Here is a 26,660-nt window from a genome sequence, read left to right on the forward strand (position 1 = left end):
CTGCGTTCTGATAGAGGTTCTAACATCACAAAGCGGAAGGCATATCAAGTGGTTCACGAAGACCAAATTAGAGATTTGCTAGCTGCAGACATTGCCTTCATCGAGCGCGGACTTGTACTTATCGCTAAAAATTACAGATTGGAGAATCAAGATGGCTCCTATGGATATATCGACCTCTTAGCGCGCGATAGTGCCGGAACCTTCGTAGTGATAGAGCTCAAGAGAAGCCGACAGGCATCACGACAGGCGCTTCACGAAATATCGAAGTACGTAGAGCTTCTAAGCCGGTCCAGAGGTGTTCCCCTGCGGGAGATCAGAGCCATGATCATATCAACAGACTGGAATGAACTCCTAGTGCCGTTTTCACATTGGCATGCCCGATGTGATTACCAGCTAACAGGAATTCAACTTGGATTAAAGTCAGACAGGCTTACGCCAGAAGACATCAAAATTATTGAGCCGCTTGTACCTGTCACGGAGCGCGGTCTGACACCGGTGCAGGGTCTCATCTCCATATCTGACCCTCGCGGGCTCGAAGATATCTGGATGGATGTCGTATCACGCCTCAGACAAGTCGGCTGCGACGACGTGCTCGGCGTAGTACTGCGTGACTCGTCAAGAGCCGCGATCATCTTGTACATCGCTCTCGGCCGCATGTCTCGGAATGACCCACGAACACATCACCTCGACCACTGGGAAATCCCTGAAGACAGCGTAGAAGCACCCGAGGGTTGCCACGTTGAGTATGCCGCGCTGTGTGAGTTGTCGCTAGCACAATATGAGGGCTGGAGCGGCTCGCACCCTGAAAAATTTGTGGCCCTAACTGAACAATATGGCTGGAGGGCGTCGATCCTCCTGCGTGAAGGTGCTTTTACGGCACAGGAAGACCTTTATAGCGACGAACAATTGTTGCGTATGATTTCAGGCGATGCAGGTGACGGGCAAGTTCGGTTGCAACTCCGATCTCGTCCCCTGAATAAGCCGCACTGGACGAAATTCCTTTCCCAGACTAGCAAGGGATTGATCGGCGCTCCCGGTTGGCAGGAGATTCTTCCGGAGTGGCTTGCTGAACGAGCGGTCGACGCATCTGAATTCGACATCGTCTTCCATCTCTATAACCCCGCCGATTTCATTTCATGCCTAGTCCACGCAAGACAAAGACCTGACCTGATTGCGCGAATCTTCCCCCGGCTGGAAGCAGTCGTCGACGCCCCCATGCCCCATCACCGGGAGCTGCTCGGGTTTCTAAGCTGGGACGGCAAGCAACGTGATGTAACCGCATTGTTTCGTGAGGCTTATCCCCGCGACGACGAATGGGCAATGGCACGCGTCACCGGCTCCGTTTGGGACATAGACCAGAGACTTATGAAAAAGTGGGGACTTACATATGTTGTTGTTGAGTTCTCCAACCGTTACCTCGGCGGCGCACTACTAATCGCACACGATGGCGTACTCGTCCGTGTGCCGTTCGCCAAGGACTCTGAGGGAAACCCTGTCCTTACCGGTATTGGCCGCTTGGAGAACTTCCTAGGCACGTATCAAACTCAGCTACACGACTTAGTAGATCGCCTGGACAGTAAGAGGGTATGGCCAGGCGGCGGCAGTACAACTGCGTGACGGGTTGGCCTACTAGTCCACATGTAGCGCTCAGGGTCGCTGGACGGTAGTTTTTCAGCAGGCCATCGGGAAGACGTATTCGTAACTGTGAGTCAAGACACTCCGCCTGTAGTGCGTAATCTTGACGTGTTCAACCTTCCAAAAAAGAGCGGGATAGATCGTGATGCTTCCCAGGCAGGGCGGTCGTGGGCTCATGATATTACTCAACCCTAAAGTCGTGTCTAGATGACACTTGCCTCACGAAACTGAGTATTGTTCCACGTGTAATCGGAATCACGTGGAGGACATGATGGGGAAACTTGTAGTCGAATCTATTGGTATTGCGGACCTCCTGGACCGTCTTCGCTCCAATACCTGGCTGATCCCGTCCTTCCAACGCGATTTTGTGTGGTCAGAGGCAGATGTCACGAGCTTGGTACTCTCAGTCATTGAAGCTCGCCCTATTGGCATGGCCACGCTTTGGGAGCAGCCTCAGGATGGCGGTCTCACGCTCGTACCCGCTTCCTTGAGCGACAGTCAAAACGGTTCCTCCAAAATGGTTAGTCTCGCAAACGACGAAAAAGCTAGACCAAACAAGTATTATGCGGTGCTCGACGGTAGACAGCGCTCTACAGCGCTTGCCATGGCTTTTGGAGGTCTCCGAGCCAGCGATTCCCGGCGCAAATTCTCAGGACGCTACTTCTTGGATGTGACGCAGTCCGATGTGTCAGAAAGAGTACGTTACATCCGGGAACCGCAAGTTAAGGCAAACAAATACGACCAGCTGAGTGTTTGTGTGGGCGCTGGCCTCTTCCCGTTGGCTAGTGATCAGCACGATGGGCTCATGGGGCAATGGATGAGTTATCTTCAAGAGATAAAAAATCCATCGAATTACGCAGATGGGTTACTGCCAAATGATGACGAACTTGAGCAACGAAACTCAATACTCAAGCAGGCCTTTGAAGGCATCAACGAAACGGTTCTAGCCGTATATATCGTTCCACCAGATTATAATCTCGGCGAAATTTGCGAGATATTCGAAACTTTGAACACCACTGGCACTAAAGTCTCCACCGTCGATCTTCTTCACAGCTGGCTGAATAGCGATACCAGCAAAGAAGAGGACCCTATCCTTTTGCGTGATTGGATAGATGACCTGGGGCAGCTCGAGGGAGCCTTCGGCTGGGCTTCGAGAACGAATAGACCAGAAATTATAGCGCAAACAGCCACTGCATGTTATCTCGTCATGGATGACGCAGGAAAACCTGCCCCAAGGCAAGTGGGAGGTGCGAAGACTCAAATGCGAATCGCTGCGTTGAAAGCCAGTGATTTATTAGCCACCCCTACCGAGTTTTGGAAAAACATAGTCGCTGAAAGCTCGACTCTAGCAAGCTACATTGGTGATTTTCAGAAGTGTGTAAGCGGTGCCTACTTTCCACTATCCGAGTGCCCGTACCCAGTTACGATGGCAATGTATTGTGCACTAAGATGGTACATGGATCACGACAGCCGCTATAGTCAACAGTGGTCTGAAGATGAGCTCAACGCTCTCTACCGTGCATTTTTTTGGCGAAATTCACTCAACGGCCGATATGATCAAGGATTCCTTAGCCAGAGCGCAGCAGACCTTAAAACTCTAAAAGAAATACTATTTCGACGTGCTAAGGCGCCAACGGCGAACGCCTGGGCATCTGAAGCGAACGATCAACTTTCAAGAAGTGTCGGGCCGGCGCCGACTTTTGAAGATATCTACCAGCGGGCGCTCCAAGCCAAGCCCGCAGGCGCATTGGGGAGGGCACTCAGTCTTCCAGTCAGGACTATGCCTACAACAGACCTCTTGGAACCTGGCACCCAGATCTCCTATCCCAGCGCTAAACCCGTGGAGCTACATCACATCTATCCTCGAGCATGGTGTGCCAACAACCAACACGGAGCTCTTGGAGAGGTCCTAGATCCCAATCGCGCTGAATTCGATTACGTACGTTCTGTTGCCAACATGACACCCTTGACTCGCGAGAGCAACAACTCCTGGCGCGCCATGGTTCCCGGTCAGGCGTTGGCGAACGTCGAAGTTGAATACGCGGTGGCGAAAAAGCGACTTGACAGTCACTTTGTTTCTGAGAATGGGTTTCGGATTCTTACCGACGAAGAGCCAAATCCGAAGGCATTTTGGGAGGATCGGGCCACTTTGATCGCAACAGACTTAGTTTCGAGATGCAGTGTCTCCCTCTGATTCGCTGGCTATAGACTTCTCGCCGGCCCTAGCTTCCATTATTGCTAAGGCCTATTCTTCTGGCGTGGAGACTTCCATACAGGAGCTTTCGCGACTCTTGCAATTCGACGAAGAGAGTAAACTAGTTGCAGCCCTTAGCGTAGCCCAATTTGTGGAGCAACTGAGGCTAGAACTGGCACCGAATCACTTAGAAGGCGAGTTCTCAACTTTGAGGGTGCTTCGACCCGCGAATCTGACAACGGATCCTGCCAGCCACGTCCGCCAGCTACTAGAACGTGGAGAAGGTCCTTCTGTAGAGTTTAAGAGCTCAATGCTCTGTTCTATGCGTGAATGGGAAAGAGAAGGCCGATGTGTCGAGCTACTCGCCCTGCCGGGCGAGCTTCTTAAGACAATCTGCGCGTTTCTAAACGGCGATGGTGGCGATCTCCTGGTGGGAGTGAACGATGCCGGGCGTGCGTGCAATGGCGTGCAACTGGACCTCCAACTGAGGAACTGGAACTTGGACAAGTGGCAACTCCACTTCGGTTCTTTGATCAGTGGACGTTTTCACGAAGGTACACAAATTCAATCTTATCTGCGAACAACCATGGTGCAGATAGATTCTTTCCCAGTCTTTCACGTCGAAGTGATGCCAAGGGGAGCACGCAGTTTTGTTCGCAAGGAAAAGAATCAACAGTTCGAATTTTTCGTTAGAAATGGACCGCGTACTGACAGCCTTGATCTGCCTTCCTTCTACAGCCACGTTCTAGCTTTGACAAGCTGAACGCATAGGGTGAAGTGTTGGCAGTTATGAGGCCCCACTAAGCTTTCTACACGTCAGTCTCCAGCTGCTCTCTCCTATACCTGGCGTTTGAGGACTCGGGCACCTGGCCATACGGCTAGTACCGTCGCTGAAAGCTGCTCATCGAGTAACATCAGAATGTTGTCGTCACCCAGCAAGACAGGAACGGAATCTAAGTGTCCGAAGCTCCGCCTCCAAGCCCGGTGACACCCGGGTCCCTGGACGTAGAAGGAGTCAGGCTCGAATCAGTCGCTGACCTCATGTTGCGTATGAGAGCCAACCGAGCCTCCAACCAATCCCTCTGGTACCGGGGACATGCAAACTTTGAGTGGGATTTGCAGCCCAAAATTGCCCGCAATGATGGTCATCTCGAAAACGAGGTCGAGATGTTGAAGCACTTCCGTCAGGATGCTGGACCTCGCCTTCGCGACAGACCTACGTCTCAGTGGGAATGGATCTTTTTAGCGCAGCATTACGGTCTTCCAACTCGTCTGCTGGATTGGTCCGAAAATCCTCTCATTGGTTTGTTCTTTGCCGTCGAATCCGATAACGCAGATATGCCGAAACCGACGGCGGGTGCACTCTATGAGCTAAATCCGACGCAACTGAATCAGCATAGCCTCGGTGTTCAAAATCCCGGGGTGATCATGTTTGATCATGATGAACAGTTAGAGGCGTACCTCCCTGGAAGTTTAAGCGGACGCATGGAACCTGTAGCAGCCATTGCCAGCCGCTCGTTTGATCGGATCATCTCACAATCTGGGACGTTCACTATTACCCATAAGAACCATGTTCTGCGAACTAGGGAAAATGAGGCTCCAGCCTTTCAGAAGATGATAATTCCTTCATATGCTAAGCCAATGATTCGGGAGGAGCTTGCGGACTTGAACATTAGGGCAAGCACCGTTTATCCCGATCTCGACCACTTAGCTGCCTACGTTGGGGAAAGGCATTTCCGATGAGCGAACTTGATGTCAGCAATTTGAGGACATCCTCTGTTGCTTATTTGCACGGACTTCGTGCTTCTATTCGGCTTGAACCTCCCTACCAAAGACAAGGGGGTATCTGGTCTAGACAGAATCAGCAGCTTCTAGTTGATAGCATTATCAACAAGTTCGATATACCTAAGATCTATTTCCACGAGCATCAGGACTGGGTGGAGGAAAACGGACAGCGATATAAGTATTCTATAGTTGATGGACGTCAACGTCTCGAAGCTATCTGGGATTTCATGGACGGTAAATTTGCTTTATCGGAAGATTTTCAGCTGGTGGTCGATGGTTCACGGTCTGCGGCAGGAAAGAACTTTGTAGAGCTTAAGCGCGATCACCCCGAAATGGCTGCGCTTTTTTCAGCCACCAGCCTTGATGTTATGTTAATCAGGACTTCAGACATAGAACTGATCGAAGAGATGTTTAGCCGGCTTAACGAAGCAGCGCCGTTGAATGCTGCTGAAAAGCGAAACGGCTGGGGCGGGCCACTACGTGAAGCGTCTAGAGCAATCATTGCCACGGATTTTTTCTCCGACCGCCTGCCGTTTACCAACGCGCGTTATCGTCATTTGGACTTAGCTACAAAGTTTTTTCTCTGGGCCGAAAGCGGAAAGCCTGCGGGGTCAAAAAAACGCCAGCTAGATGACTTCTGGAACGAAATCCGTGAGTCGAATGACGGGCAAGCTAGGGCCGAAAAGGCCCTAGTGTCAGCTCGTGGTACGTTGGACGCGCTCACGACTACTTTCCTTTCAAAAGATCGGCTGCTCTCCAGCGTTGGAATGGTGTCCGTGTACTTCCTGCTCTACCAAAACCTCGTGAGGGACGGACGCACCCTTCCACTTAGGTCAGTTCTTGAGGCATTTGAGGCCATTCGTCGTGTGAACAGGCCAAAGGACGAAGAATCTCTAACAGCCCACCAAAGGAAATTGCTTGAATTCGACCGGCTTGCGCAAAGCCCCAACGACGAGAGCGCGCTCCGTTTCCGGGTCGAGCTACTAGAAGAATTTCTAGCCAATCCTCAGCGATTCGAACCCATCCCCGAAGAGACTTCCACTTCAGTGACTTCGACAGCGGCGCCATTGGGTTAGGCAAGGTGCCTGGTCCTCGCTTGCCGCCATGGCAGGATCGGAACGCCAGCAGCTTATCGCGGACAGCCGGCCCAGGACAGGAAATTGACAGGGTACGGGTGTTCTACGGAAGTCCGTTCGTCGTTGCCCTAGACCCTGGCGATGGACGGCCGCGTCGACCTGGGCAGGTGCAAAAGTTCCAAGAGGTGGGGGTACAGGTTGCGGTGGCTTCCGTGGGGTGAGGTAAAGGCCGTGGCCTTTCTAGTTGAGATTCTTTTTCCTCATTTCCATCCATATCAAGATGTCGGCCAGGCGTAGCAGCGAGAGAGCGCGGCCATCACTTGTCTCGACTTCAGAAGCCAGCTCGGACATCCAACACCTATTTTCGCGTATATCCTTCCAAAGCGCCGCACGGAGTAGTCGAGATTCGGTGTCCTTCACACAATAGAAGCCACGGACGTATGAGTCATTGAGCGGTACAACGTGGGGACGACGGCGATGCAAAACCTTTGAGACGGTGGTGGGAGTCCAACCCGGCACATGTTCCGTTGCTGCATTTGCGGCAGCCAAGCTAACTACGCACTTCTCCAGATCATCGATGGAGTCGAATTCTTCAAATGACGGAGCTTCGGCTAAGTGGGAAAGAGCCGCATCCAGCTGTTGGCGTAGTTTCTGGGCTGGACCTTCTCCTTCCGCGAAGAGCGGCACGACTTCCTGCCATCCCAGTTTCAAACTCAACAGATTGGCCATCAATACGTCGGCTGGCGTCAGAGGACTACTTATATCTGACTGCACATCGTATGTTGTGAAACTGAAAAGTGAAGTCGGACACGTGTAACTCGCTACCACTTCAGGCGCTGTTGCGCGAAGTTCCGACAATTTCCTAGTCATAAAGAAATTCCCCCCAATAAACTTCCGAGCTCTTTCAAATCTTCTGCAATAGGAAATTTAGACGGGTTGCGTACGACTCATATGGTAACTCCGGTGCCATTCAAAATAATTTCTGGAGTCATCTGTAAAAGATAAGCAACGCCGATTGAGGAGCCCCTCCAGCCTCTCCTCCAGGTTGCTCGAGTGGCGGATCCCCCGTTCGACAGTTCCATCTCTGCCGACGAGCACGTAACCCAACTCATATAACGCGTCGCAGCCGAACAGGCATGCAAGCATGGCGATATTGAAAGTGTCCATGCGTTCTTCTTCCGTGCATGCCCACCGCGGCTTGATGTGGGCCGCCACTAGCAATTCCTCCGGCAACGAAGAGCCGCAAAGGCAGCAGACACTGCCCCATCGTCGAATCTGCTGGCGCCGTAAGAAGCCCTGTTCCGCCCGCACAGCAGTGAGAGCCAGACGACTGCTACTTCGTTGGATGAGCTGAGGACTCGCTTCAGCGCTCGTATCCTGCACCTTCTCAACGGGCTTCAAACCTGCGAGGCGCAGCACTGCTAAACCAGCGGCTTTGCTTACAGGGAAAAAATACCCGCGGCGAAGCGTGCCATCCGCAGTTACAGGGCCAAAGCCGCTTTCGAGCTCTTCAAGGACTTCGCTTCGTCCCACCTGAACTTCCCGTACGGGGTCAACCAAGACCAGGTTTCCAACGGTCTTCGTCGAGCTCTCGAGATATCCGCGCGGAGGATAGGCCAGCTGCGGCACCGTGGCCACACGGCTAACAGCACGAAGTTCGGGGCTGTTGTAGTGAAATACGATGTCGTCCACGTTGGCTTTTTCCAGGCTAAGCCAGTGATCAACCCGTTGTCCGTTTTTTCCAACCAACGGAGCCCAGAGAGTCCGATCCTCGAAGACCGGATCGAAATTCTGCGATTGATTAGCCCACCAGAAATTGGTCGAAGAATCCACTTGCATTACCTCATTAAACGGGGGCGAAGTCTCACTCCTGAGGTCCACCAGCGTATAACCGAGCCGCTGCAGTATTGCGCGTGTTTCGTCTCCGCCCGACAAACGAGGCACGGCCTCCTTGGAACAGGCAAACTGCAGTTGGTAGGCCATAGCCAAGAGCGGCTTGCTATCAATGCGTTGACCTTTATCAAACACAACGTAGCGGTTGGACTCCTTGAACTTAGTGCGCTCAATGAATGTTGCGCCGCCCAAGCTGTGCCACATGTCTATTGCTCGAACAACGCTGTCGCGTTCCAAGTCGAGCCAGGTCCTTCTCGCGATCGTCGCTGCCCCTTTAGAGACCCTGCTTTTTACTTTAACCAGTTCTATTTCTTGCACTATTCCCAAATCTTTAGACGGGGCTACGCTGAGGCTGGCCCGGCCAAGGATCTATGGAGCTACAAGCCCACGCCAGGTCCAACTCACGTTGGATTCGAAACCAGATAGTACTTGTGCATTACATTCCGGGCTGTCCTTGATTGTAAAATATTCGCAATGGGACTATAGACAGGCGCTGAACTATGGAAGACCCCTTATGTCTACCGGCTAGGCAACCCGGAGTGGCCATGACGACACCTACCATAGCTGCGAGAACTTTAAATTTCATCATTCCTTTGATGAATGCGAGTTGACGGCCTGTCTGCCTAAGCCCCACCGATCAGCTTCAGGGGGAAATCGCAAGCTGCCCGAACGCAAGTGCCTCTGCTCGAGATGAAGACCAATGGGGGTCAACCCCCCAGGTTGAACGGGCAGTGCAAGCCGCACGAGCGACGTGGACTGCACATCGCCAATTTTTCATCTCAAGCCGACAGCCGGCCTTCGTTCAAGGTGGCATTAATCAATTTTGGCTCAAGGATAAGCCGCGCATCTTCTTGGAAATTAGCAATAGCTTCATAAGGGAGGTTCACAGCGCAACTGAACCCCAGACTTGAAACCCTCGGAGGACGCACTCCAAGCTTTGAGGCATTCATGCCAACCGCAGCCTAAGGTGAACGTGCCGGCGAACTGCTGAGAGTTCAGGCGCGCCGTTGCGGAAGGTACCGGCCGCGGGACCTGCGGATCACATTACAGCTTGGAAGTCGGATCTGCCGTGAGGATGGGACGATACTCCACGATGTAACGGAGCAGCACGGCGACACTCCTTCAGCATAAGGGCGTCGAGTCCATCAGACGGGAGGCGATACGTTTTCAGCCCAGCGGCCACTATCACAGCATTTGCGACTATGAGGACCTGCAAGGATCATCAGTGCCGGTGCAGAGCGAGCCGCTCAGGTTTTTCGCGCCTCCTGAAGTAAAGTCGGATCATGTCTGCCTTCACCCCAGTATCTACTCCCGGAGGCGTCGGTACGTCTATCGAGCTGTTTTCAGGTGGCGGTGGTCTGGCCATGGCGTTGCACACCGCAGGCTTCCGCCACCTCCTTGTCAATGAGTCGAACAAGAGGGCGTGCGCGACCCTCCGAGCAAACCGGGCAGTCGATTTTGTCGCAGATGAGGCTCCACCGGCCACGCTGGCGGACGCTTGGCCTTTGGTCGAAGGGAAGATCGAGAACGTCGACTTCACTCCTTTTGCTGGTGATGTCGACGTCGTCGCTGGTGGTGTGCCCTGCCAGCCATTCAGTCTCGGCGGAGCCCACAAGGGTCACCTTGATGAGCGGAATCTGTGGCCGGAGTTCAACCGTTGTGTTCGTGAAACGCGGCCACTAGTAATCGTCGCAGAGAACGTCCGCGGTTTGCTGCGGCCTTCATTCGAGCCCTATTGGGACTATATTCGCCGCGAACTGGCGGCGCCGTTCGAGCAGCGGATCGAAGGAGAGGCCTGGGTCGACCACGACCGCCGATTAGTCAAGGCATTGAGGTCGGATGGCCATGACAGCGAGCGATATGACGTTGCCTTTCAACTCGTCAACGCGGCGGACTATGGCGTACCGCAGAATAGACTTCGCGTGTTTCTGGTGGGCTTCCGGAAAGATTTGAACGTCTCCTGGAAGTTTCCGGATCCAACGCATAGTGCCGGAGCGCTTCTGCGGTCCCAGCTAAACGGTGAGTACGCTGAGAGGCATCCGAACGCTCCGGTCAAGGAACATCCTGGCGTCATCCCTCCGGAGGACGGATTGAAGCCATGGCGCACACTACGCGACGCGATCAGCGATCTGCCGGAGCCGGTCGAGCGTCAGGAAACCCCTGGGTATATTCATCACGTCGGCTGGCCAGGTGCTCGCGAATACCCGGGACACACACCAAACCAGTTGGATAAGCCAGCCAAAACCGTTAAGGCAGGCGTCCACGGTGTTCCTGGCGGCGAATCCGTTCTTCGCAGGGATGATGGCAGCATCCGCTACCTAACGGTGCGTGAGGTAGCTCGAATTATGACCTTCCCTGATAATTGGAGGCTGGAGGGTCCTAGGGGTGAACAGATGCGCCAGCTCGGGAACGCCGTACCGGTGCAGCTGGGCTCTGTGCTAGGCGGGGCGATCGCGGAAGCGCTGGCAAGGCGATGACGCCAAGACGAGCCGAAGCCGCCGGATCGGCAGCGCGGACAAGGCGGGATGCTGCTGTGACTAGTCGAATCATGGGTGCCGTCCACTCCAAGAACACCAAGCCCGAACTGCTGCTGCGCCGGGCGGTGCACGCCCAAGGCGGTCGATTTCGTGTCCACGCGCAAGACGTAATCGGTTGCCCCGACATCGTTGTTCGGACACGCAAAGTTGCTGTGTTTGTCGATGGTGATATGTGGCATGGCAATCCTGCAGAGTGGGAGCGCCGCGGCCGGAACAGCTTGGCGGACATGTTTCCGAATCGCACTGACTGGTGGGTGCGCAAGATCGAAAACAACGTCCGGAGAGACCGCGAAGTGGACCGCGCGCTGACCGAGAGTGGATGGCTCGTAGTGCGACTTTGGGCCAGCGATATCCTTGCTGATCCTGAGGGCACGGGGCGCCGGGTCCTTCAAGCACTTCACCGCTCATCACAGGATCCTCTCCCTCACCCCTCGGACTATTCTGACCCGACAACGAACGTGAAAGTGATGGACAGCTAGATGGACATAACTCCCTCCCCTCGGATCTTGCGCATGCTCGGCCAGATCGAGTTCGACGAGTGGCAGTGCATCGCTGAGCTTGCTGACAACGCGTTCGATGACTTCACAGAAATCCTCGATTCCGGCCAGAGTTGGCCGGGAGGCTTCAAGGTGAGTGTGACGCTTCCCGGACCAGGAGCCGGTCTTGCGGGCGCCGAAGTGGTCGTGCGAGACACCGGGCGCGGCATGACGCGCGAAACCCTTGAGAAGGCAGTTAAAGCTGGTTGGTCGAGCAACGACCGCTTCGACAAGCTGGGCCTGTTTGGGATGGGCTTCAACGTCAGTACGGCCCGCTTGGGCCGCCGAACGCGCGTTTTGACGACGCGACAAGGCGACCCGGAGTGGATCGGGGTTGAAATCGATCTCGACGAGCTCGGCGCCGATTTCGAGGCTCCGGACATCACCGAGCCCAAGGACGATCCAAGCGATCACGGAACGAAGATCATCGTCAGCAACTTGAATCGTGATCGCGCGGAATGGCTGCAGCGGAACGCGGAGAACCTGCGTACGACGCTCGGTAGAGTCTACGGCTGGATGCTCGACAATCGTCCGTTCGAACTCTGGGTGCAGGGCAATAAAGTGAAGCCGCGTCGAGCATGCAGGTGGGGCGAAGACCGGTTCGTTATTTACGGCGCTGGCGCCAGTTCAGAGAAGATTCCGGCTTACATCTCGATCGATCAAACATTCCAGCCCGCCGACGCGTGCGAGCTCTGCGGCAACTGGCAGAACCTGGGCAAGGAAACTTGCGACCAGTGTGGCAGTGATCAGCTGCGCGAACGCGAGCGTCGACTCCACGGCTGGCTTGGCGTGCAACGGCATCTCGCCCGCCGCGACTTCGGTATCGATTTCCTCCGCAACGGTCGAAAGATCCTCCAATACGACAAGAGCCTGTTCAATTGGCGAAACCCGAACGACCCCACAGGGGCTGTCGAAGTCGAGTACCCCATTGAACTTGCGAACCAAGGTGGCCGACTAATCGGCGAGATCCACCTTGACTACGTCCCGGTTCACTATGACAAAACGGCGTTTGAGTACAGCGACCGAGCATGGCGCGCCGCTGTGGACTATCTGCGCGGGGAGGCTCCACTGCAGCCGGAGAAAGCCAAGAATGCCGGATACGCCCCGAACACATCACCGCTCGCTCGCCTACACAAGGGCTACCGCCGGAATGCTGCGGGTATTCGATGCCTCATACCTGGTGACGGGTCGCGCCCCCTTCACGAAGAGACCCGGCAGTGGGCACAAAAGTTTTGGGCCGGTGACCCTGATTACCAGACGGATCAGAAGTGGTGGGATCAAGTTCAAGCTCACGAGCAGCGACTCACCGAGGCCAAAGTCGCCAAGGCGACCGGTGGTGTTAAAGACGATGCCGATGAAGCTGCGGTTCTTGCCGCGCTTGGCGTCGTGCCGGGACCAGACGAAGACACTGTGACATCAGCGCCAAGCCCTGATCCCACTCCAGCACCTCCAAAAGTTGAAACCGTCCAAGAACGGCTCACGCGCTACACCTCAGCTGGCATCCTCGTCCCGGAGCTGACGCGCGACTTCGGTCTCCCTGAACTTGGCCAGGTGAAGGTTGAGTCGCGAGCCGTGAGCGAAGCCATCAGGGACGCTGACGGCCATCCGACACCCGTATGGCTCGCTCAAGGCCCCGGCGGGACCGCCACCGCGCTTATCGACGTGACCCACGATGCCTTCACGAAGCTCGGAATTGAACCGGCGGAGCTGCTGCTCGCCGAGGTCACGGCTGCGTTGAAAGTTAAGGCAGACAGCCACCTCAGCCATTCGCAGATCGCATCGCGCCTTCGTGCCGCCTGCATGCCAGACACGGCAGTCGATCCCCAGGTCATCCGCGCGCAGGCCAGTGAGCTGCTTGCAGAGATCAGTCAGCGTATGGCAGACAACGTGGCTTCGGATCCACAGCGGGCGCTGGGCTTCCTTGACCCTGACGAGCAGACGGCGACAGAGAATGCGCTCATTGCCGATGGCGCCGATAAGCTCACGGCAACCCTTGGCGGCAGCGGCCAGTTCATCCTCTACACGCCACCGCTCTACCTAGTGAAACTGCTGGAGAGCTGGCCCGAGGCGTTCATGGAAGGCAAGGTCTTCTCCGGCGCATACACATCTCTTACGTCAGCCTCTTCGCGTCGCCTGAGTCTCGCGCGAGTTGTCGGATATTTTAACGACATCGCAACACTCCTGACCTTCCAATCGCCGAACGTGGCGCAGCTTCGGCGTACGAGATTGAGCGTGGAACTGTTGCAGCGCGAGCTGGCATCGGATCAGTCATGAGCGGGTTCCTGTCGCCTGAGGCACTCCTTGCAGGGGGGCCGCGGGGCCTGACCCACGCCACGGAAAGGGCGCTTTGGCACCTCGGCTTCAGCGATGTCCGTCTCATCGACGGAGCCAACGACGAGGGAGCTGACATCCTCGCGGTTCGTAACCGCCAACAGTGGGTGTTGCAGTGCAAGTACTCGAGCCGCGGGGCAATCGACCGTGCTGGCGTCGACGACGCCGAACGCGCTCGCTCGCGGTACGCTGCCGACCATGCTGTGGTTGTAACCAACAGCCGGCTCAACGCTACGGCGGAGGCCCGCCGGAAGGCACTCGGCGGGATTGGCATCCGAATCGACACCTGGGCGGGGTCGACGCTTGAGGCGATCTTCGCCCAGATGCCCGATCGGGTGCCGACGACCTACACTCTTCGGTCCTACCAGGAGACCGCAGCCGATCGTATCGAGGCCGATCTCGACGCCAATGCCCGTTCACTTCTGGTGCTCGCGACAGGGCTCGGCAAGACCGTCGTCGGAGGCGAAGTCATCCGGAGTCACCTTGATAAGAATCCGGGAGCACGGGTCCTCGTTGTCGCCCATATGAAGGAACTCGTAGAACAGCTGGAGAGGGCGCTCTGGCGGCACCTCGACAAGTCAGTGCCGACCCAGGTGCTCACGGGTGACCTTAAGCCGACTTCGTATGAAGGCGTCACCGTTGCCACGGTCGACTCGGCACTAGGGCTGCTGCGAACGGATTGGCGGCCCAGCCTGATCATGATCGATGAGACGCACCATGTCGGTGAGACAGGAATGTTCGCGAAGTTGCTAGACACCTGCGCCGACGCCAAGCAGTTCGGTGTTACGGCGACGCCCTGGCGTGGAGACAAATTCGACATCACCGCGCGGTTTGGTCAGCCGTCCTTCAGCATGGGGATCGCCGAGGGCATGGCGGCCGGATACCTCGCCAAGGTCGATTACCGCATGTACGTCGACAACTTGGACTGGGATTTCGTGCGACACATCAGCGAGCACGGCTACTCGATCAAGGAACTCAACCGAGCCCTGTTTCTGCCACAACGGGACGATGAGATCGTAGATCAGTTCCGCGAAGCGTGGCGTGAGATCGCTGACCCACGCGCCATCGTGTTCTGCCAGACGATCGAACACGCCGAGCGTATGGCCACACTCCTGGCTGGTGCCGACCAGAGCTGGCGCCGGGCCGCGTTTCTACACAGCGGATTGCCGCCTCAACAACGCCAAGTGTTACTCAACTCCTTCCGACTGGGTCGTGTCCCGATTATCACGTGCGTCGATGTGTTCAATGAAGGTGTCGACGTCCCTGACGTGAATCTCATCGCCTTCCTGCGCGTGACGCACAGCCGGCGGATCTTCGTACAGCAGTTGGGGCGGGGCCTGCGCCTCCGTGAAGGCAAGGAACACCTCAAAGTGCTGGACTTCGTCACTGATGTCCGGCGCGTGGCGGCGGGCCTCGATCTCAAGCGCTCACTGGCAGCGATTCGTGGCGGGGACATTGAAGAACTGGACCTACCCCTCGGGTCCGACTCCCGCATCAGCTTCAACGACGAGACCGCAGGTTCCCTACTCGACTACTGGATCAAGGACGCGGCAGACCTGGAAACAGCCGCTGACGAGGTGCGCCTCCAGTTCCCGAACGCCGTGGGGCTCGACTGATGCGCATTCCGAAGGAGATTGAATGGAAGGTCGTGAGCAAGCTGTACACCGACGCGAAGGATCTTGACTGGGCAACGCTGACGCCACAGCAACACTCCTCTCAGTACGGGAAGTGGGTTGCCGACGCCGAGGTTGGCGGACGCCTTCGCGAGTACTTGTCGGACTCCGAAGCTCGTGTGTGGATTAAAGACGGACCGATGAAGGAGTGGAGTCGTTCCCTCAGCGGCGTCGGCAAGTATGCCGACTTGGTCGGCGCGGCCGAAGACGTTCCCTCAAAGCTGGTGCGCAAGGCGCTGGGCACCGATTGGGAATGTGACCGCTCTACCATCCGCACCAAGCCGCTTCGTATCCTCGCGCGCAAAGGGGAAGAAGAGACCATTGTGACCTGGGCTGCCGCCAAAGATCTGAAGCACCTCATTTGGGCAGCGCTCGTGGCTGATACCGAAGGGGACGCTCGTCCCTGGGTCGTCTGTGTGGTTGAGACTTTCACCAAGCCAACGCCTGCAAACGAGCGCAACGCCCACCTTCGGCTCGCCGAGCGGTGCGGCCTGCGACTCATCCACGTCGCCATCTGACCCGCCATGTACGAAACCCCTGAGAGCGATCCCGAGCTTGTCAATCTGGATGCCAATACCCAAGAAACTGAGGGGAACTGGCTGGACACTGCATGGGGGTGCTTGTCCGAGAGGAGTCGCGAGATTCTTACTCGGAGGTCACGTCGAGAGACGCTCGAGGCAATCGGCGCCGAAGTTGGTTTGACACGTGAGCGCGTCCGGCAACTCGAATCTCGAGGCGCCAAACTGCTTGTCAGCGCGCAGGAGATCAACGAGCCGAATCTCCCTAATCAAATCCTCGAGTATCTCGGCGATCAATCCGCAGTTCCTGACGACGTAATCGCCGCCCTGTTGGGCACTCATGCCTCGGCCGCCGCGACGGTCCTGCTCAAGCATCTCGGCGTTCAGCCACCGGTTCTCCGTTCAGGGCCGCTAATCGGATATTGGAGTACCAAACCTAGAGCGCTCCACGCACAGCTCAAGGCACTCCTTGAGCACCTTCCGCTTTCCGATGAAGAGCTTGGCCAGGTGGCGCAGACCTTGGATATACCGTCTTCCGTCCCGTGGCGCCCGATCCTGCAAAAGGACTATCGTGCGGAGCTCACTGAATTAGGTTGGGTTCGTGCCGCTCGGATCCCTCGGGATCGCTCATACCTTTGGCTGCGTCAACAGGGTGAACCGCGTACGGTGCTGGAAATTGCAAACGTCGCAGGGGCGTCGGAGCACGCGACAAGGGAGACAATGCGCCGCGATGAGGCGTTCGCGCAGGTTAGACCCGAGGGAACGTGGGCGCTGACCGACTGGAGGGTCCAGGGAGCGGATCGGCGGTACTCCAACGCGGTCGAAGTCGTGGTCGAGGTTCTTAGAGATCTGGGCCCGCTCGACTACACCGAACTCCGTACCGAGGTCCAAAAGCGCTATCCTGTCAGCCCGTGGCGCGTCACGCAGTGTCTTTCGAGCAACCTGATCGGACGAGATGCTTCCGGATTGTACGATCTGGCGGAGCGTGGCGCTGAACCGATCGAAGACACCGAACCTCAACGTCCCGAGTACATCCAAGCCAGCGGAAACGTGGTTGGCATCGAGATCCCAGTAACTCATGACGTGCTACGCGGTAGCGGAATCGCCGTAAATCGCTGGCTAACCTGGTATCTCGGCCTCCGTACCGCCCCCTCCACTCGCTACTTCGCACTAGAGGGGGGAGACGACGAGGTGTCGGTCCGACGAATGACGAGCAACTCACAACTTTCGAGCTTGCGGACGCAGGCACTTTCCCTCGGAGTCGTTGAAGGCTGCAAGCTCGTCCTGCTTTTGCGGCTTGACAGCAACGTGGCGGCGCTGCGCCACGCGTGCGAGCCAGTGCTGTGCCCGGCAGATTGATGCTCGCCGACAAGCGCCATGTCTCACTGACCACAGCAACTAGCAGCAACGGTTCGTCACCCATGACGGCTGATGCATCAGTCAGAGTACAAGTCCGAGTGGGCCCGCAGCATCCATCGCCCTTCCCAAACAAGGTTGACCCTCACGCCCTCCGTATGCTTGCGGAGGGCGTGTCAGTGCCAGGTTAGTCGACCAGGACCGGCTGCTTCTCACCGTCCGAAGACTTCGCACTCTGCGCAGCGTCCCGCTTCCGGCGGTTCAGCCAGTTGACCACCGCCAGGAGCGCCACGAGTCCGAAAGTGCTCAGGAGCTGCGGGCGGGAATCCTCGCCGATGAAGCCCACCGTGAAGATCGCCGTGAGGATCAGCAGGCCAACCACTGTGAGCCACGGGAAACCGGGCATCCGCAGGAGCAGTTCCGTCCCCTCGCGGTCGGCGCGAAGGCGCAGCGCGAGTTGAGCCAGGAGCGCTGACGTCCACACCAGCAGGCATGTGGACCCCACGATGTTCAGCAGGACGCCAAGGACCATCTCGGGGAACATCAGCTCCAGGACAACTGTGACAACACCGAAGGCAACGCTGGCCAGGACCGCGACCACCGGGACCCGGGCCGTGGACACCGAAGCAAGCAGCCGCGGCGCCTCGCCCCGCTCGGCCAAGGAGAATGCCATCCGGGAGGCACCGTAGAGGTTGGCGTTGAGCGCGGAGAGCAGGGCGGCGACGGCCACCAGCGTGATTGCCGTAGCTGCGCCGGGCATTCCTGCGGCATCCAGGACCGCGGCGAACGGGCTCTTCAGCCCCTCAGAACCCACCGGAACCACCGCCGCGATCACAAAAATGGCGCCGATGTAGAAGACCAGGATCCGCCACAGCACCGTCCGGACCGCCTTCTTCACGCTGCGGGCAGGTTCAGCCGTCTCGGCTGCCGCCACGGAGACGATCTCGGTGCCGCCGAACGCGAACGCCACCACGAACAGCGCGGTCGCAATCCCGCCGAAGCCGCTCGGTGCGAAGCCCGCCCTCATAAAGTTTGCCAGGCCCGGCGACTGCACCCCCGGTACCAAGCCGAAGAGCAGCGCGAAGCCCACCAGCAGGAACCCGACGATCGCCGCCACCTTGAGCAGCGCGAACCAGAACTCGAACTCACCGAAGTTCTTCACGCTCGTCAGGTTCACGGCGGTCAGCACCACGATGAACACCAAGGCCATCAACCACACCGGCAGGGCCGGGAAGATGGTGGCCAACAGCCCTGCCGCACCGAGCGCCTCGGCGGCGATGACAACCACCAGCTGGATCCACCAGAGCCAGCCCACAGTGGCGCCGGCCACCGGCCCGTAGGCCTTGGCGGTGTAGACGGAGAAGGCGCCGCTGTCCGGGTTGGCGGCGGCCATCTCGCCGAGGGCCCACATCACCAGGATGATGAGGGTGCCGGCTACGAGGTAGGAGATCAGCACCGCGGGGCCGGCAGCCTGGATGCCGGCGCCGGAGCCGATGAACAGGCCCGCGCCGATGGCGCTGCCCAGCCCCATCATGGTGAGCTGCCGTGGTTTCAGGGCCGCGCCGAGGGCGCGGTCAGACGTCGTTGTCTGGTGTTCCATGGGGAGTCCTCTGGTTGTAGGTGGAACGGAGCTGGGAAAAGGGTCGGAAAGTGGTCAGGCCGCGTGGGCTGCGAGGAGCCGGAGCACGCGGTTGTTGGAGCCGGGGTCGGCCACGGTGATCCGCACGCCGTCGCCCGGATACGCGCGGACCAGGATGCCCGCGGCGTCGAACGCGTCCAGCAGGGTCGCCAGGAGATGATCATCAGCTCGGATCCACAGGAAGTTGCCCTGGCTCGGCTGCAGTTTCCAGCCCTGAGTCTCCAGCTCCGCGGCCATCCGGGCGCGCTCCTGCTTCACCGTGGCAACCCGCGCCGCCATCTCCTCCCCCGCGTCCAGCGACGCGATGGCCGCCTTCTGCGCCAGCGCGCTCACGGCAAACGGCAGGGCGGTGCGGCGCAGACCTTCGGCGATTGCCGCCGTCGTAATGGCATACCCGACGCGCAGGCCGGCGAGCCCGTAGGCCTTGGAGAAGGTGCGCAGGATGCAGACGTTCGGGTACCGGCGGTAGAGCGCCAGGGAATCGGGGCCGCTGCCGGCGTCGGCGTACTCCACGTAGGCCTCGTCGATCACCACCAGGACGTCGGAGCGGACGGACTGCAGGAAGGCCTCGAGGCGGTGGTGGCTGATCGGCACGCCGGTGGGATTGTTGGGCGTGCAGAGCAGGATGACCTTGGTGCGGTCGTTGACGGCGGCGGCCATGGCGTCGAGGTCGTGGCCCTCGGCGTCGTCCAGCGGGACGCGGACCGGCCGGGCGCCTGCCAGCTCCACCAGGATGGGGTAGGCCTCGAAGGAGCGCCATGCGAAGACCACCTCGTCCCCGGCGTCGCACAGCCCGGTGATGATCTGCTGCAGGACGCCCACGCTGCCGGGCCCCACCGCCACCTCCGCGGCGGTCACACCCAGGTGGCGGGCGAGCCGTTCGCGGAGTTCGACGGCGGCCATGTCCGGGTAGCGGTTCATCCTGCCGGCCGCTTCGGCCACCGCAGCGGTGGCTGCGGGGTCGTAGTGGCTTTCGTTGCTGGCGAGGGCGGCGATGTCCGCGCCGGCGCTGCGCCGGCCCGGGACGTAAGCGGGAAGTCCGGTGACGGCGCTGCGGAGGGTGGGCAGCGCTGTTGCCGGCGGGGCCAGGAGTTGATCAGGGCTCATGAGTTCCGATCATGGAAGTGACCCGGGCCACATTGCAAGGTACGCTTCCATGCTTGGGACTTCTGCTCAACTTCTAGTACCTCTGGTGAAAATATGACCATCGCGAACTCTCGCACCCAGGAGGGGCCCTTCATAGGCTAGTGAAGGTGGGTTTTATGGAGCGGGCCACGTCAGGCACGGCGGGCTTCCCGAAGAGCGCACGCGGCTGTGTTAAGTAACCGCTTAGAGACCAGCCTGACGGCAACCCTGTTACCATCCAGACGAGGCACTGGCGTCGGCAGCGCAGCGCGGAAAAGTCCCGAGTGTGGCAGGTCTGAAGGTCGAGGCCTCAGTAGGCCTGAACCTTTTGCTTGCCCATGAGATGTCAACGCATCATAAATTGAAGGGCACGGCCCGCCGTTGAAACTAAATTCCCGCTTCGACCAGCGCCCGCACGAGTGCCGCGCCAGCGACGACCCGATCCTCCGTGTCGATCAGTTCTCCATCGACCTCTACTTGGCGGATTGGTAGGAACCCCTCGTTTATTGCGCCGTGTGCCAGACAAACGGAGTGAAAACGGCCCGCAAGGTCGGCATTCTGGGGCGCTGCCAACTCGAAACCTTTTTCGACACACCGAATGCCGGCGCCGCTCCGCGAGAGCTGAAGCCATCGCGGAGCCGTCTCGTAACCTCGAAACCAAGGGTCTTTAATTCGATGCTCAACCGCGCTGGCGCGATAAATTGCGAGTAAGTAGGGGTCCCGATAGTAGGCGCTTCCCGTCAATGAAGCGGTGCGAAGCATGCACATCGAGTAACCCCAAATCCCCAGACTGGGGCGGTGCTCTCCGTAGTAGATGCCCGTTTCCCCTTCACGCATCGCGGAGTAAGCCACCAGGTAGTATCGCCAGTCGAGCGTGCCTAATTCGCGACAGGATGCGACGAAGTCATCGGCTGCGCGCTCTAGGCTGGTCAGCGTGGATTCGTCAGACGCAGCTACTTCATCCAGTAGGGCTGCAAGCGCCGACCGCAGTTCCGCGTTTCTTCCACGGCCAGAGTGGGATAAAACTTCCCTCCAGCGCGACGCTTGCTTAGGCGCGCGTGTTCCGAATTGTCTGACACGCCCGTTGCCGAGATCAAAGCCGTAATCACCTTTTGCGAGTAATGCGGCAGCGAACTGCCCCCAGGCTTCTGGCTCGGTGACGCGTTTGAACGCATCGGCGCGCGCGGGAAGTGTCGCTGGCTCGAGGTCAAATGCGAAGATTCGGCCGCGGAGAAGCGGATGATCTTCAAGGCGGTGAATTACCCTTTCGAGTTCAGTTCCCCGGAACTCTTGCTTCGCCTGCTCGTCACGGATTCTATCGGGATTGAAACCACGAAGCTCCTCCAGCGATGCACCTCTGATCAACAGTTCGACGCCCGAAACGAGGTCGGTCATGCGAGCTTCACGGACCTCGTCATCCGCTAGGTCGATAAGGTTCCGCAAGACACGAACGCGCGCCGCGAAATCATCGGTCCGGTACTGCCGGTGGACGAGCACGGCAAGCAGAAACAGCGTCTCTGCCAAGGAAAATTGACGGTTGCGCCCACGTTTGATGCCGTAACTGCGCAAACAAGACGCGAAAAGGTTGATGTCGGCGGCGTCGAAGAGTGGGACCTTTCCCTGGTCGGCCGCCTCCTGAGCACCATCCGAGTCGGTAAACACGCTCGCGAATACCTCACGGACGTCGTCAACACCTACCCACGTATCGAACGAGTGTTCCATGAAGTCCAGGTTGGCTTCGCGTTGTGAATTGTCGAGCCCGAAAGCCCGCTCCGTGCGCTCAAGGAGGGTTGCCCCTTGCAGCGTCTCACCGTCTCGCCACTCACACACTTCGACCACGAACTCGAAGTAGCGAAGAAACTCGTCGTCAACGAGGTCATCACCGCCATCGAACTGCCACAGGACGTCGGTCCATGCACCATCGATCTTGTGAATGATGCGGTCAAACCTCTCCGTGTCGGTCCCATCAGCGAGTAGCTTCTCGAATCTTGCTTTGAAGTTTTCAAAGGCAGTTAGCGGCTTTCCGCGGGAGTTCATCTTGATGTACAGCTCATCCCCTGAGGGCATGTCATCGATGGGGAGGAAATAAAACGAGACCGCAGGCTGCTCCCCCGCGATCAGGCGCGTCCACGCCTCCTCGAGATCAATGTGCGCTTGGCCAAGGCGCGCGTGGATGGCGTCCAACATGACGAGCATTGCTTGAACCGTAGGATCGTGACGCCAGGCATATAGGTACCACGACTGATTTGTGATCCATTGCGATGGCAGAACGAAGTCGTCGGTTAGCGAATGATTGGGATTCACGAGCTGCCGACAGAAGAGTTCGGCTGTCGGGCGAGTGGCGTAAGTCAGGCGCAGCATTCCTTCTGCGTCAGCCAGCCGATCAGTTCGCGCAGCGAGATACCAGTGCAGGAGGAAGAGCGTCGTAAGGCGTTGCTGTCCGTCCAACGGTTTGAGCACGGAATTTTGTATCTCCCCGTAAACGAAATCAAGATCCAATGGTTCCCCGCCGCCAACCGCCTCGATGAGCGCATCGAGGAAGTCATGTCGAATCGCCTGGACGAGTGCCCCTCGTCTCCCCTGCGCATAATCACGCTGGATGAGGGGAATTTCAATCCGCCGTACAGCTGGCATCTCGCCCGTCGTGTCGCCGAACATTTCGGCGAATGTCGTCTTGAGTCCTTTCACGCGACCAGCTCCTCTTGGCTCAACTCGGGATCGGGTGTCAGGTACGGCCAAATTGCAGCAAGAATCGCGTCCAGATACGCCTCTCGATCCTGGACTCCCCAGAAATGGATCTGCTGGTCGTCAGCATCCGTGTAGTACTTCAGGAAGACGTTACGTGTGCAAGGAGGGATGTAAGAACCCGTTTTGTCACGACCGATAATCTCCCTCCGCTTCACTTCGAATGCCGAGTTCGAAAGGGCGCTGTTATCACCGCTCGCGAGCAACGCAAGGTTGGAGATCATATGCACACCCTCGTCACCATCAGTTCTTCCTTCGGTTAACACGGCTTCGACGAGGGCTTTGGTCTGATCAAACTGGGTGCCCAACCCGACGATCCGGGGGTCAGCTATCGCCGCGAGGACGCGATCGATTTCCGACAAGAGGTCCCTGCGTTGATCCTCGTCGATACTCGGGATGTCACTGATGGCGCCGCGATGAAGCCGGAGCCATTCAGTCCACACCTTCTCATCGCGCTTTAGGTCAAGGGCGTTTTGCGCGTGAATATGTTCGAGCGACCATACGCCACGAGCGTGCGCATGAAACGAGTAATGCTCTGTTGAGTCGGATCGGAGGCGGACTGTCTCCACATTCATCAGGAGCAGAACGTCCGAGCATCTCGATCCCGACTTCTGGTAATCGAGATCAGCGACTTGGCCAGCAGTGAGATTTAGGTGCTTGGCAATGAGTTCATCGAGCACGGTCTGGAGCGCGGACCTAGTCAGCCCGTTCACCGCCTCGAGAAGTCCCCCAAACGTGTGTTTACGGGTCGCCACTAGGTACCCCACTTTGTGGAAAATGTCGCGATCCTCGTACCACCCAACGACGAGAGAATGCAGCTTAACCACATCGTCCCAAAATGCCTGTGGGTCTGCCTCTATTACTGGCCGGAGCGTCTCGAACGTGTAATACCGTGGTCGATTCCCGTCGGGGGGCGTTCCTCCGTGCTGATCCGCGAGGGTGTCCAAGATCAAGCTAATTCGCGTCGGTTCATCTTCGCTGCGCGTTGTCACAAACGCCCACACCTCGGGTACCCGGAGTTCGCGCTCGAATTGGTCCCACTGAGCGGCAGTCTGCTCGCTGCGGTCAGATGAACCCGCATTGTTCTTAAGCTTGGCGAGTAACTGCGCTTTAACGAGTTCTGCATCCGAGAGTGGGATACGTCCAACGTTCAGACGCGTGAAGAGCGCTATCGAGTCAAGGTCGTTCGCGGCTTCGTACCAGATCAATTGGACGGACTCGAAAAGTCGATCGTAAAAGCGGTTTGCGGCCCATTGCTTGCGATGCTCGTAGTGGGCGAACCATTTACTGATATGCGCGTACGCAGCGAAGATGTGATGGAAGTCAATGTTCTCACGTCGACGGTCTTCGGTCGGATTACTCAGGAAGCCCGCGCTTCCGGGCCGCGTCTCGTATTCGATTGTGAATCCTGCGCCGGCGTTCTGTAGGCCTTCGCTCCACATGTATTGGAAGATGAGAAACAACGTAGTCAGTCTCTGTTGACCGTCGATTAACTCCCACCTGCCATCCGCCATCTGTTTAACGACGAGCGGTTGCAAATAGTAGGGGTCGCCATTACTCGCCCAAATGTCGTCGAGGAGGCGTCCGACCTCCTCGGGCCCCCACCGATAGCCGCGCTGGTACGCGGGAACGAAGAAAGATCCTGCGATGTCTCCGACGGCTCGTCGCTCCAGTATTGCGTCCATGTACCCACCATATTTGTGAGCCCAATTAGCCGCGAGCTCAAAACCATCGGATTTCGAAAAAATATTCGCATCCTTCGACAACCAGGTGATCTAAAACCCCTCCCCCTCGCGAGCCCTCTGTCGGGGCTGCCAAAGACCGCGAAGCATCATGGTGAGGTGAACTGGTCAATCTCGCTTTCATCGCTGTCGAGGGCGCCTATGCCCGCTTGGGCAAAGTGACCGGAGCCACACTGCAAGATATGCTCTGGTGCTTGGGACTTCTGCTCAACTTCTACTACCTGTGGTGAAAATATGACCATCGCGAACTCTCGCACCCTCGATTCGCTCGACGGCAGGATCATCCTTGCCCTCGACAAGGACCCCGAAGCCAGCGCCCTGGCACTCTCCCGGACACTCGGCGTCGCCCGCAACACCGTCCACGCCCGGCTGGCGCGGCTGGAGCGCAGCGGCGCCCTCCGCTCCTTCAGCCGGCGGCTGGACCCCGCCGCACTGGGCTACGAACTGATGGCCTTCCTCTCCCTGGAAATCAGTCAGACGCGGTTCAGCTCGGTGGAAAGCGGGCTCGCCGCGATCCCGGAGGTCATCGAGGTGCACGCCACCACCGGCGACGCGGACCTCATGGCCAAGGTGGTGGCCCGCGGCACCGCCGACCTCTACCGCATCACCAACCAGATCCTGGAGATCGACGGGATCCAGCGGACCAGCACCGCCATCTCGGTCATGGAACTCATGCCGCCCCGGTACGACGGCCTCATCAGCCGGCTGTCCGAGCAGGAAGGCCGCGCTTCGGCCGATTAACTGCGGGTGGCGCACGCCACCGGTGGGCGTTTTATCCCCCCGCTGTCCTTTGCGGGCCTTGAGCTGTGACTGAAGCGACCAACTTACCTAATAGGGTCATTCGAGTCGCCAAAGTCTTCGCATCATGGTGACTTCGTCGAAGCAACCCGCGCCCGGACAAATAATCCGCACAACTTTTGCAATAGTGGACTAAACAACTTAGGCAGGTAGTGGAATGAAAGAGACAGACAACGGGGGACAAGTTGGGTCTCCTTCCAATCCGAAGATTGAGTTCGCAATCTCGAAAAATCCCTTGCCGAGCATAGGAGGAGCTCACTTCCGCCTCAGCTGGCTGGCATCGAAGGAATACAAGCAATACGCAAGGGCGCGCGGACTGGCATTGTTTATCGCTGGGCCTATCATTCTTATCGCCTACGTGGCCTGTTACACCTATACACCCCTGACACGACTTTTCCTTGATAGCGCTGCTTATCTTCCACTTATTGGAGCGGTTTATGCTGTCCTGATCGTCGCCATGTTGGTGTACGGGTACCAAACGGCCAAGAAGAGGACGTTCAGAGATCGCTATGTAGTTGAAGCTGCTAATGAACTTGAAACAGAAGAAAAGGAAGTCGCCGATAGTGCTACAGATGGAAAGCTTGACCTTCCCAGCCTATGGGCCGCTAACCAGACGCGGATCAACTACTACCACGACATAGCCACGACTCAAGCGGAACAGAGCTTCCGTGTGGGGATGTGGGCTGCAATCGGCGGGTTTGTTGCTGTCGTTATTCTCGGTGTTGTGGCGTCTTGGCAGGAAGGAACTGCTGCCATTGCTGCCAGCATCGTAGGAGTGGCTGGTGCAGCGATGAGCGCCTACGTTGGTGCCACGTTTATGAAGACGCAAGCTCAGGCCTCGAATCAGCTCAGCAAGTTCTTTCTGCAACCGGTAGAGTTCGCAAGGCTGCTCGGAGCGGAGCGGTTGCTGCAGACATTGCCACCAGAGCAACGCCAAGAAATCGTAAGCACAATCGTCAAAGGCATGATGGTCCCGCAAAACAACGAAGAAACCTCCCAGGAGGAGCCTGTGCCCTAACAGGTGCCAGCGTTCGATTTGCTCTTCGTATGCACTGGGCACCAGGAACGCTGTCGTAC

At 57.7% G+C, this 26,660-nt stretch carries 19 protein-coding genes; 13 read left to right on the forward strand and 6 right to left on the reverse strand.

Going from position 1 to position 26,660, the window contains the following annotated elements:
• Positions 1-48: 48 nt before the first annotated feature.
• From ACYQ1Z_RS17705 to ACYQ1Z_RS17725, 5 genes are all read left to right on the forward strand, one after another.
• Positions 49-1,617: an endonuclease NucS domain-containing protein gene (locus ACYQ1Z_RS17705; RefSeq protein WP_459793858.1), complete on the forward strand. Its 1,569-nt coding sequence runs from the start codon at positions 49-51 to the stop codon at positions 1,615-1,617.
• 286 nt (positions 1,618-1,903) lie between these two features.
• Positions 1,904-3,829 (forward strand): GmrSD restriction endonuclease domain-containing protein, encoded by a 1,926-nt coding sequence (locus tag ACYQ1Z_RS17710; RefSeq protein ID WP_459793930.1) that lies wholly within the window; start codon positions 1,904-1,906, stop codon positions 3,827-3,829.
• A gap of 64 nt (positions 3,830-3,893) precedes the next feature.
• Positions 3,894-4,592 carry an AlbA family DNA-binding domain-containing protein gene (locus ACYQ1Z_RS17715; protein WP_459793859.1) on the forward strand — a complete coding sequence of 233 codons (699 nt, stop codon included), beginning with the start codon at positions 3,894-3,896 and terminating at the stop codon, positions 4,590-4,592.
• A gap of 287 nt (positions 4,593-4,879) precedes the next feature.
• Positions 4,880-5,572: an FRG domain-containing protein gene (locus ACYQ1Z_RS17720; protein WP_459793860.1), complete on the forward strand. Its 693-nt coding sequence runs from the start codon at positions 4,880-4,882 to the stop codon at positions 5,570-5,572.
• A complete protein-coding gene (locus tag ACYQ1Z_RS17725) occupies positions 5,569-6,690 on the forward strand; it encodes a DUF262 domain-containing protein (RefSeq protein WP_459793861.1) in 1,122 nt (373 codons plus the stop codon). The genes ACYQ1Z_RS17720 and ACYQ1Z_RS17725 overlap by 4 nt, the downstream gene beginning before the upstream one ends.
• Before the next feature lie 240 nt (positions 6,691-6,930).
• Here the strand turns inward: ACYQ1Z_RS17725 and ACYQ1Z_RS17730 are convergent, their stop codons facing one another.
• Positions 6,931-7,560 (reverse strand): DUF6308 family protein, encoded by a 630-nt coding sequence (locus ACYQ1Z_RS17730; RefSeq protein WP_459793862.1) that lies wholly within the window; start codon positions 7,558-7,560, stop codon positions 6,931-6,933.
• A gap of 57 nt (positions 7,561-7,617) precedes the next feature.
• Positions 7,618-8,820, reverse strand: coding sequence for an HNH endonuclease (locus tag ACYQ1Z_RS17735; RefSeq protein ID WP_459793863.1), 1,203 nt, complete (start codon positions 8,818-8,820; stop codon positions 7,618-7,620).
• 1,046 nt (positions 8,821-9,866) lie between these two features.
• On the opposite strand from ACYQ1Z_RS17735, the gene ACYQ1Z_RS17740 reads away from it, so the two are divergent.
• The 6 genes from ACYQ1Z_RS17740 to ACYQ1Z_RS17765 are packed head-to-tail and all read left to right on the forward strand — an operon-like array spanning position 9,867 to position 17,537.
• The gene (locus ACYQ1Z_RS17740) at positions 9,867-11,060 is read left to right on the forward strand and encodes a DNA cytosine methyltransferase (RefSeq protein ID WP_459793864.1); all 1,194 of its coding nucleotides are present in this window, start codon (positions 9,867-9,869) and stop codon (positions 11,058-11,060) included.
• Complete coding sequence (locus ACYQ1Z_RS17745) at positions 11,057-11,599, forward strand: very short patch repair endonuclease (protein WP_459793865.1); 543 nt, start codon at positions 11,057-11,059, stop codon at positions 11,597-11,599. Before ACYQ1Z_RS17740 ends, ACYQ1Z_RS17745 begins: the two co-directional genes overlap by 4 nt.
• 33 nt (positions 11,600-11,632) lie before the next feature.
• Entirely contained in the window at positions 11,633-13,930 is a 2,298-nt protein-coding gene (locus ACYQ1Z_RS17750; RefSeq protein WP_459793866.1) for an ATP-binding protein, read from the forward strand.
• The gene (locus ACYQ1Z_RS17755; RefSeq protein WP_459793867.1) at positions 13,927-15,603 is read left to right on the forward strand and encodes a DEAD/DEAH box helicase family protein; all 1,677 of its coding nucleotides are present in this window, start codon (positions 13,927-13,929) and stop codon (positions 15,601-15,603) included. The genes ACYQ1Z_RS17750 and ACYQ1Z_RS17755 overlap by 4 nt, the downstream gene beginning before the upstream one ends.
• On the forward strand, positions 15,603-16,178 hold the full coding sequence (locus tag ACYQ1Z_RS17760) for a hypothetical protein (RefSeq protein WP_459793868.1): 576 nt from the start codon (positions 15,603-15,605) through the stop codon (positions 16,176-16,178). Before ACYQ1Z_RS17755 ends, ACYQ1Z_RS17760 begins: the two co-directional genes overlap by 1 nt.
• 6 nt (positions 16,179-16,184) lie before the next feature.
• On the forward strand, positions 16,185-17,537 hold the full coding sequence (locus tag ACYQ1Z_RS17765; RefSeq protein ID WP_459793869.1) for a sigma factor-like helix-turn-helix DNA-binding protein: 1,353 nt from the start codon (positions 16,185-16,187) through the stop codon (positions 17,535-17,537).
• A 184-nt stretch (positions 17,538-17,721) separates the two neighbouring features.
• Here ACYQ1Z_RS17765 and ACYQ1Z_RS17770 read toward each other — a convergent pair whose 3' ends face one another.
• The 4 genes from ACYQ1Z_RS17770 to ACYQ1Z_RS17785 form a co-directional block, all read right to left on the reverse strand.
• Positions 17,722-19,134 carry an amino acid permease gene (locus tag ACYQ1Z_RS17770; protein WP_459793870.1) on the reverse strand — a complete coding sequence of 471 codons (1,413 nt, stop codon included), beginning with the start codon at positions 19,132-19,134 and terminating at the stop codon, positions 17,722-17,724.
• Between the two features lie 54 nt (positions 19,135-19,188).
• Positions 19,189-20,280: a histidinol-phosphate transaminase gene (gene hisC, locus ACYQ1Z_RS17775; protein ID WP_459793871.1), complete on the reverse strand. Its 1,092-nt coding sequence runs from the start codon at positions 20,278-20,280 to the stop codon at positions 19,189-19,191.
• Positions 20,281-20,685: 405 nt separating this feature from the next.
• Positions 20,686-22,986, reverse strand: a complete 2,301-nt coding sequence (locus tag ACYQ1Z_RS17780) for a DUF262 domain-containing protein (protein ID WP_459793872.1) — start codon at positions 22,984-22,986, stop codon at positions 20,686-20,688.
• Entirely contained in the window at positions 22,983-24,728 is a 1,746-nt protein-coding gene (locus ACYQ1Z_RS17785) for a DUF262 domain-containing protein (RefSeq protein ID WP_459793873.1), read from the reverse strand. The genes ACYQ1Z_RS17780 and ACYQ1Z_RS17785 overlap by 4 nt, the downstream gene beginning before the upstream one ends.
• A gap of 291 nt (positions 24,729-25,019) precedes the next feature.
• Here ACYQ1Z_RS17785 and ACYQ1Z_RS17790 point away from each other — a divergent pair, with 291 nt between their 5' ends.
• The gene (locus ACYQ1Z_RS17790) at positions 25,020-25,526 is read left to right on the forward strand and encodes an Lrp/AsnC family transcriptional regulator (RefSeq protein WP_459793874.1); all 507 of its coding nucleotides are present in this window, start codon (positions 25,020-25,022) and stop codon (positions 25,524-25,526) included.
• 214 nt (positions 25,527-25,740) lie between these two features.
• Positions 25,741-26,601 (forward strand): hypothetical protein, encoded by an 861-nt coding sequence (locus tag ACYQ1Z_RS17795; RefSeq protein WP_459793875.1) that lies wholly within the window; start codon positions 25,741-25,743, stop codon positions 26,599-26,601.
• Positions 26,602-26,660 lie beyond the last annotated feature (59 nt).

The organism is Arthrobacter sp. AD-310, assembly GCF_054656615.1.

Excerpts from the sequence above, each read along its gene's own strand:
- ACYQ1Z_RS17710 (WP_459793930.1), top strand. The coding sequence starts at position 1,904 with ATGATGGGGAAACTTGTAGTCGAATCTATTGGTATTGCGGACCTCCTG.
- ACYQ1Z_RS17720 (WP_459793860.1), top strand. The coding sequence starts at position 4,880 with ATGAGAGCCAACCGAGCCTCCAACCAATCCCTCTGGTACCGGGGACAT.
- ACYQ1Z_RS17725 (WP_459793861.1), top strand. The coding sequence starts at position 5,569 with ATGAGCGAACTTGATGTCAGCAATTTGAGGACATCCTCTGTTGCTTAT.
- ACYQ1Z_RS17730 (WP_459793862.1), bottom strand. The coding sequence starts at position 7,560 with ATGACTAGGAAATTGTCGGAACTTCGCGCAACAGCGCCTGAAGTGGTA.
- ACYQ1Z_RS17740 (WP_459793864.1), top strand. The coding sequence starts at position 9,867 with ATGTCTGCCTTCACCCCAGTATCTACTCCCGGAGGCGTCGGTACGTCT.
- ACYQ1Z_RS17745 (WP_459793865.1), top strand. The coding sequence starts at position 11,057 with ATGACGCCAAGACGAGCCGAAGCCGCCGGATCGGCAGCGCGGACAAGG.
- ACYQ1Z_RS17750 (WP_459793866.1), top strand. The coding sequence starts at position 11,633 with ATGCTCGGCCAGATCGAGTTCGACGAGTGGCAGTGCATCGCTGAGCTT.
- ACYQ1Z_RS17755 (WP_459793867.1), top strand. The coding sequence starts at position 13,927 with ATGAGCGGGTTCCTGTCGCCTGAGGCACTCCTTGCAGGGGGGCCGCGG.
- ACYQ1Z_RS17760 (WP_459793868.1), top strand. The coding sequence starts at position 15,603 with ATGCGCATTCCGAAGGAGATTGAATGGAAGGTCGTGAGCAAGCTGTAC.
- ACYQ1Z_RS17765 (WP_459793869.1), top strand. The coding sequence starts at position 16,185 with ATGTACGAAACCCCTGAGAGCGATCCCGAGCTTGTCAATCTGGATGCC.
- ACYQ1Z_RS17770 (WP_459793870.1), bottom strand. The coding sequence starts at position 19,134 with ATGGAACACCAGACAACGACGTCTGACCGCGCCCTCGGCGCGGCCCTG.
- hisC (WP_459793871.1), bottom strand. The coding sequence starts at position 20,280 with ATGAGCCCTGATCAACTCCTGGCCCCGCCGGCAACAGCGCTGCCCACC.
- ACYQ1Z_RS17785 (WP_459793873.1), bottom strand. The coding sequence starts at position 24,728 with ATGGACGCAATACTGGAGCGACGAGCCGTCGGAGACATCGCAGGATCT.
- ACYQ1Z_RS17790 (WP_459793874.1), top strand. The coding sequence starts at position 25,020 with ATGACCATCGCGAACTCTCGCACCCTCGATTCGCTCGACGGCAGGATC.
- ACYQ1Z_RS17795 (WP_459793875.1), top strand. The coding sequence starts at position 25,741 with ATGAAAGAGACAGACAACGGGGGACAAGTTGGGTCTCCTTCCAATCCG.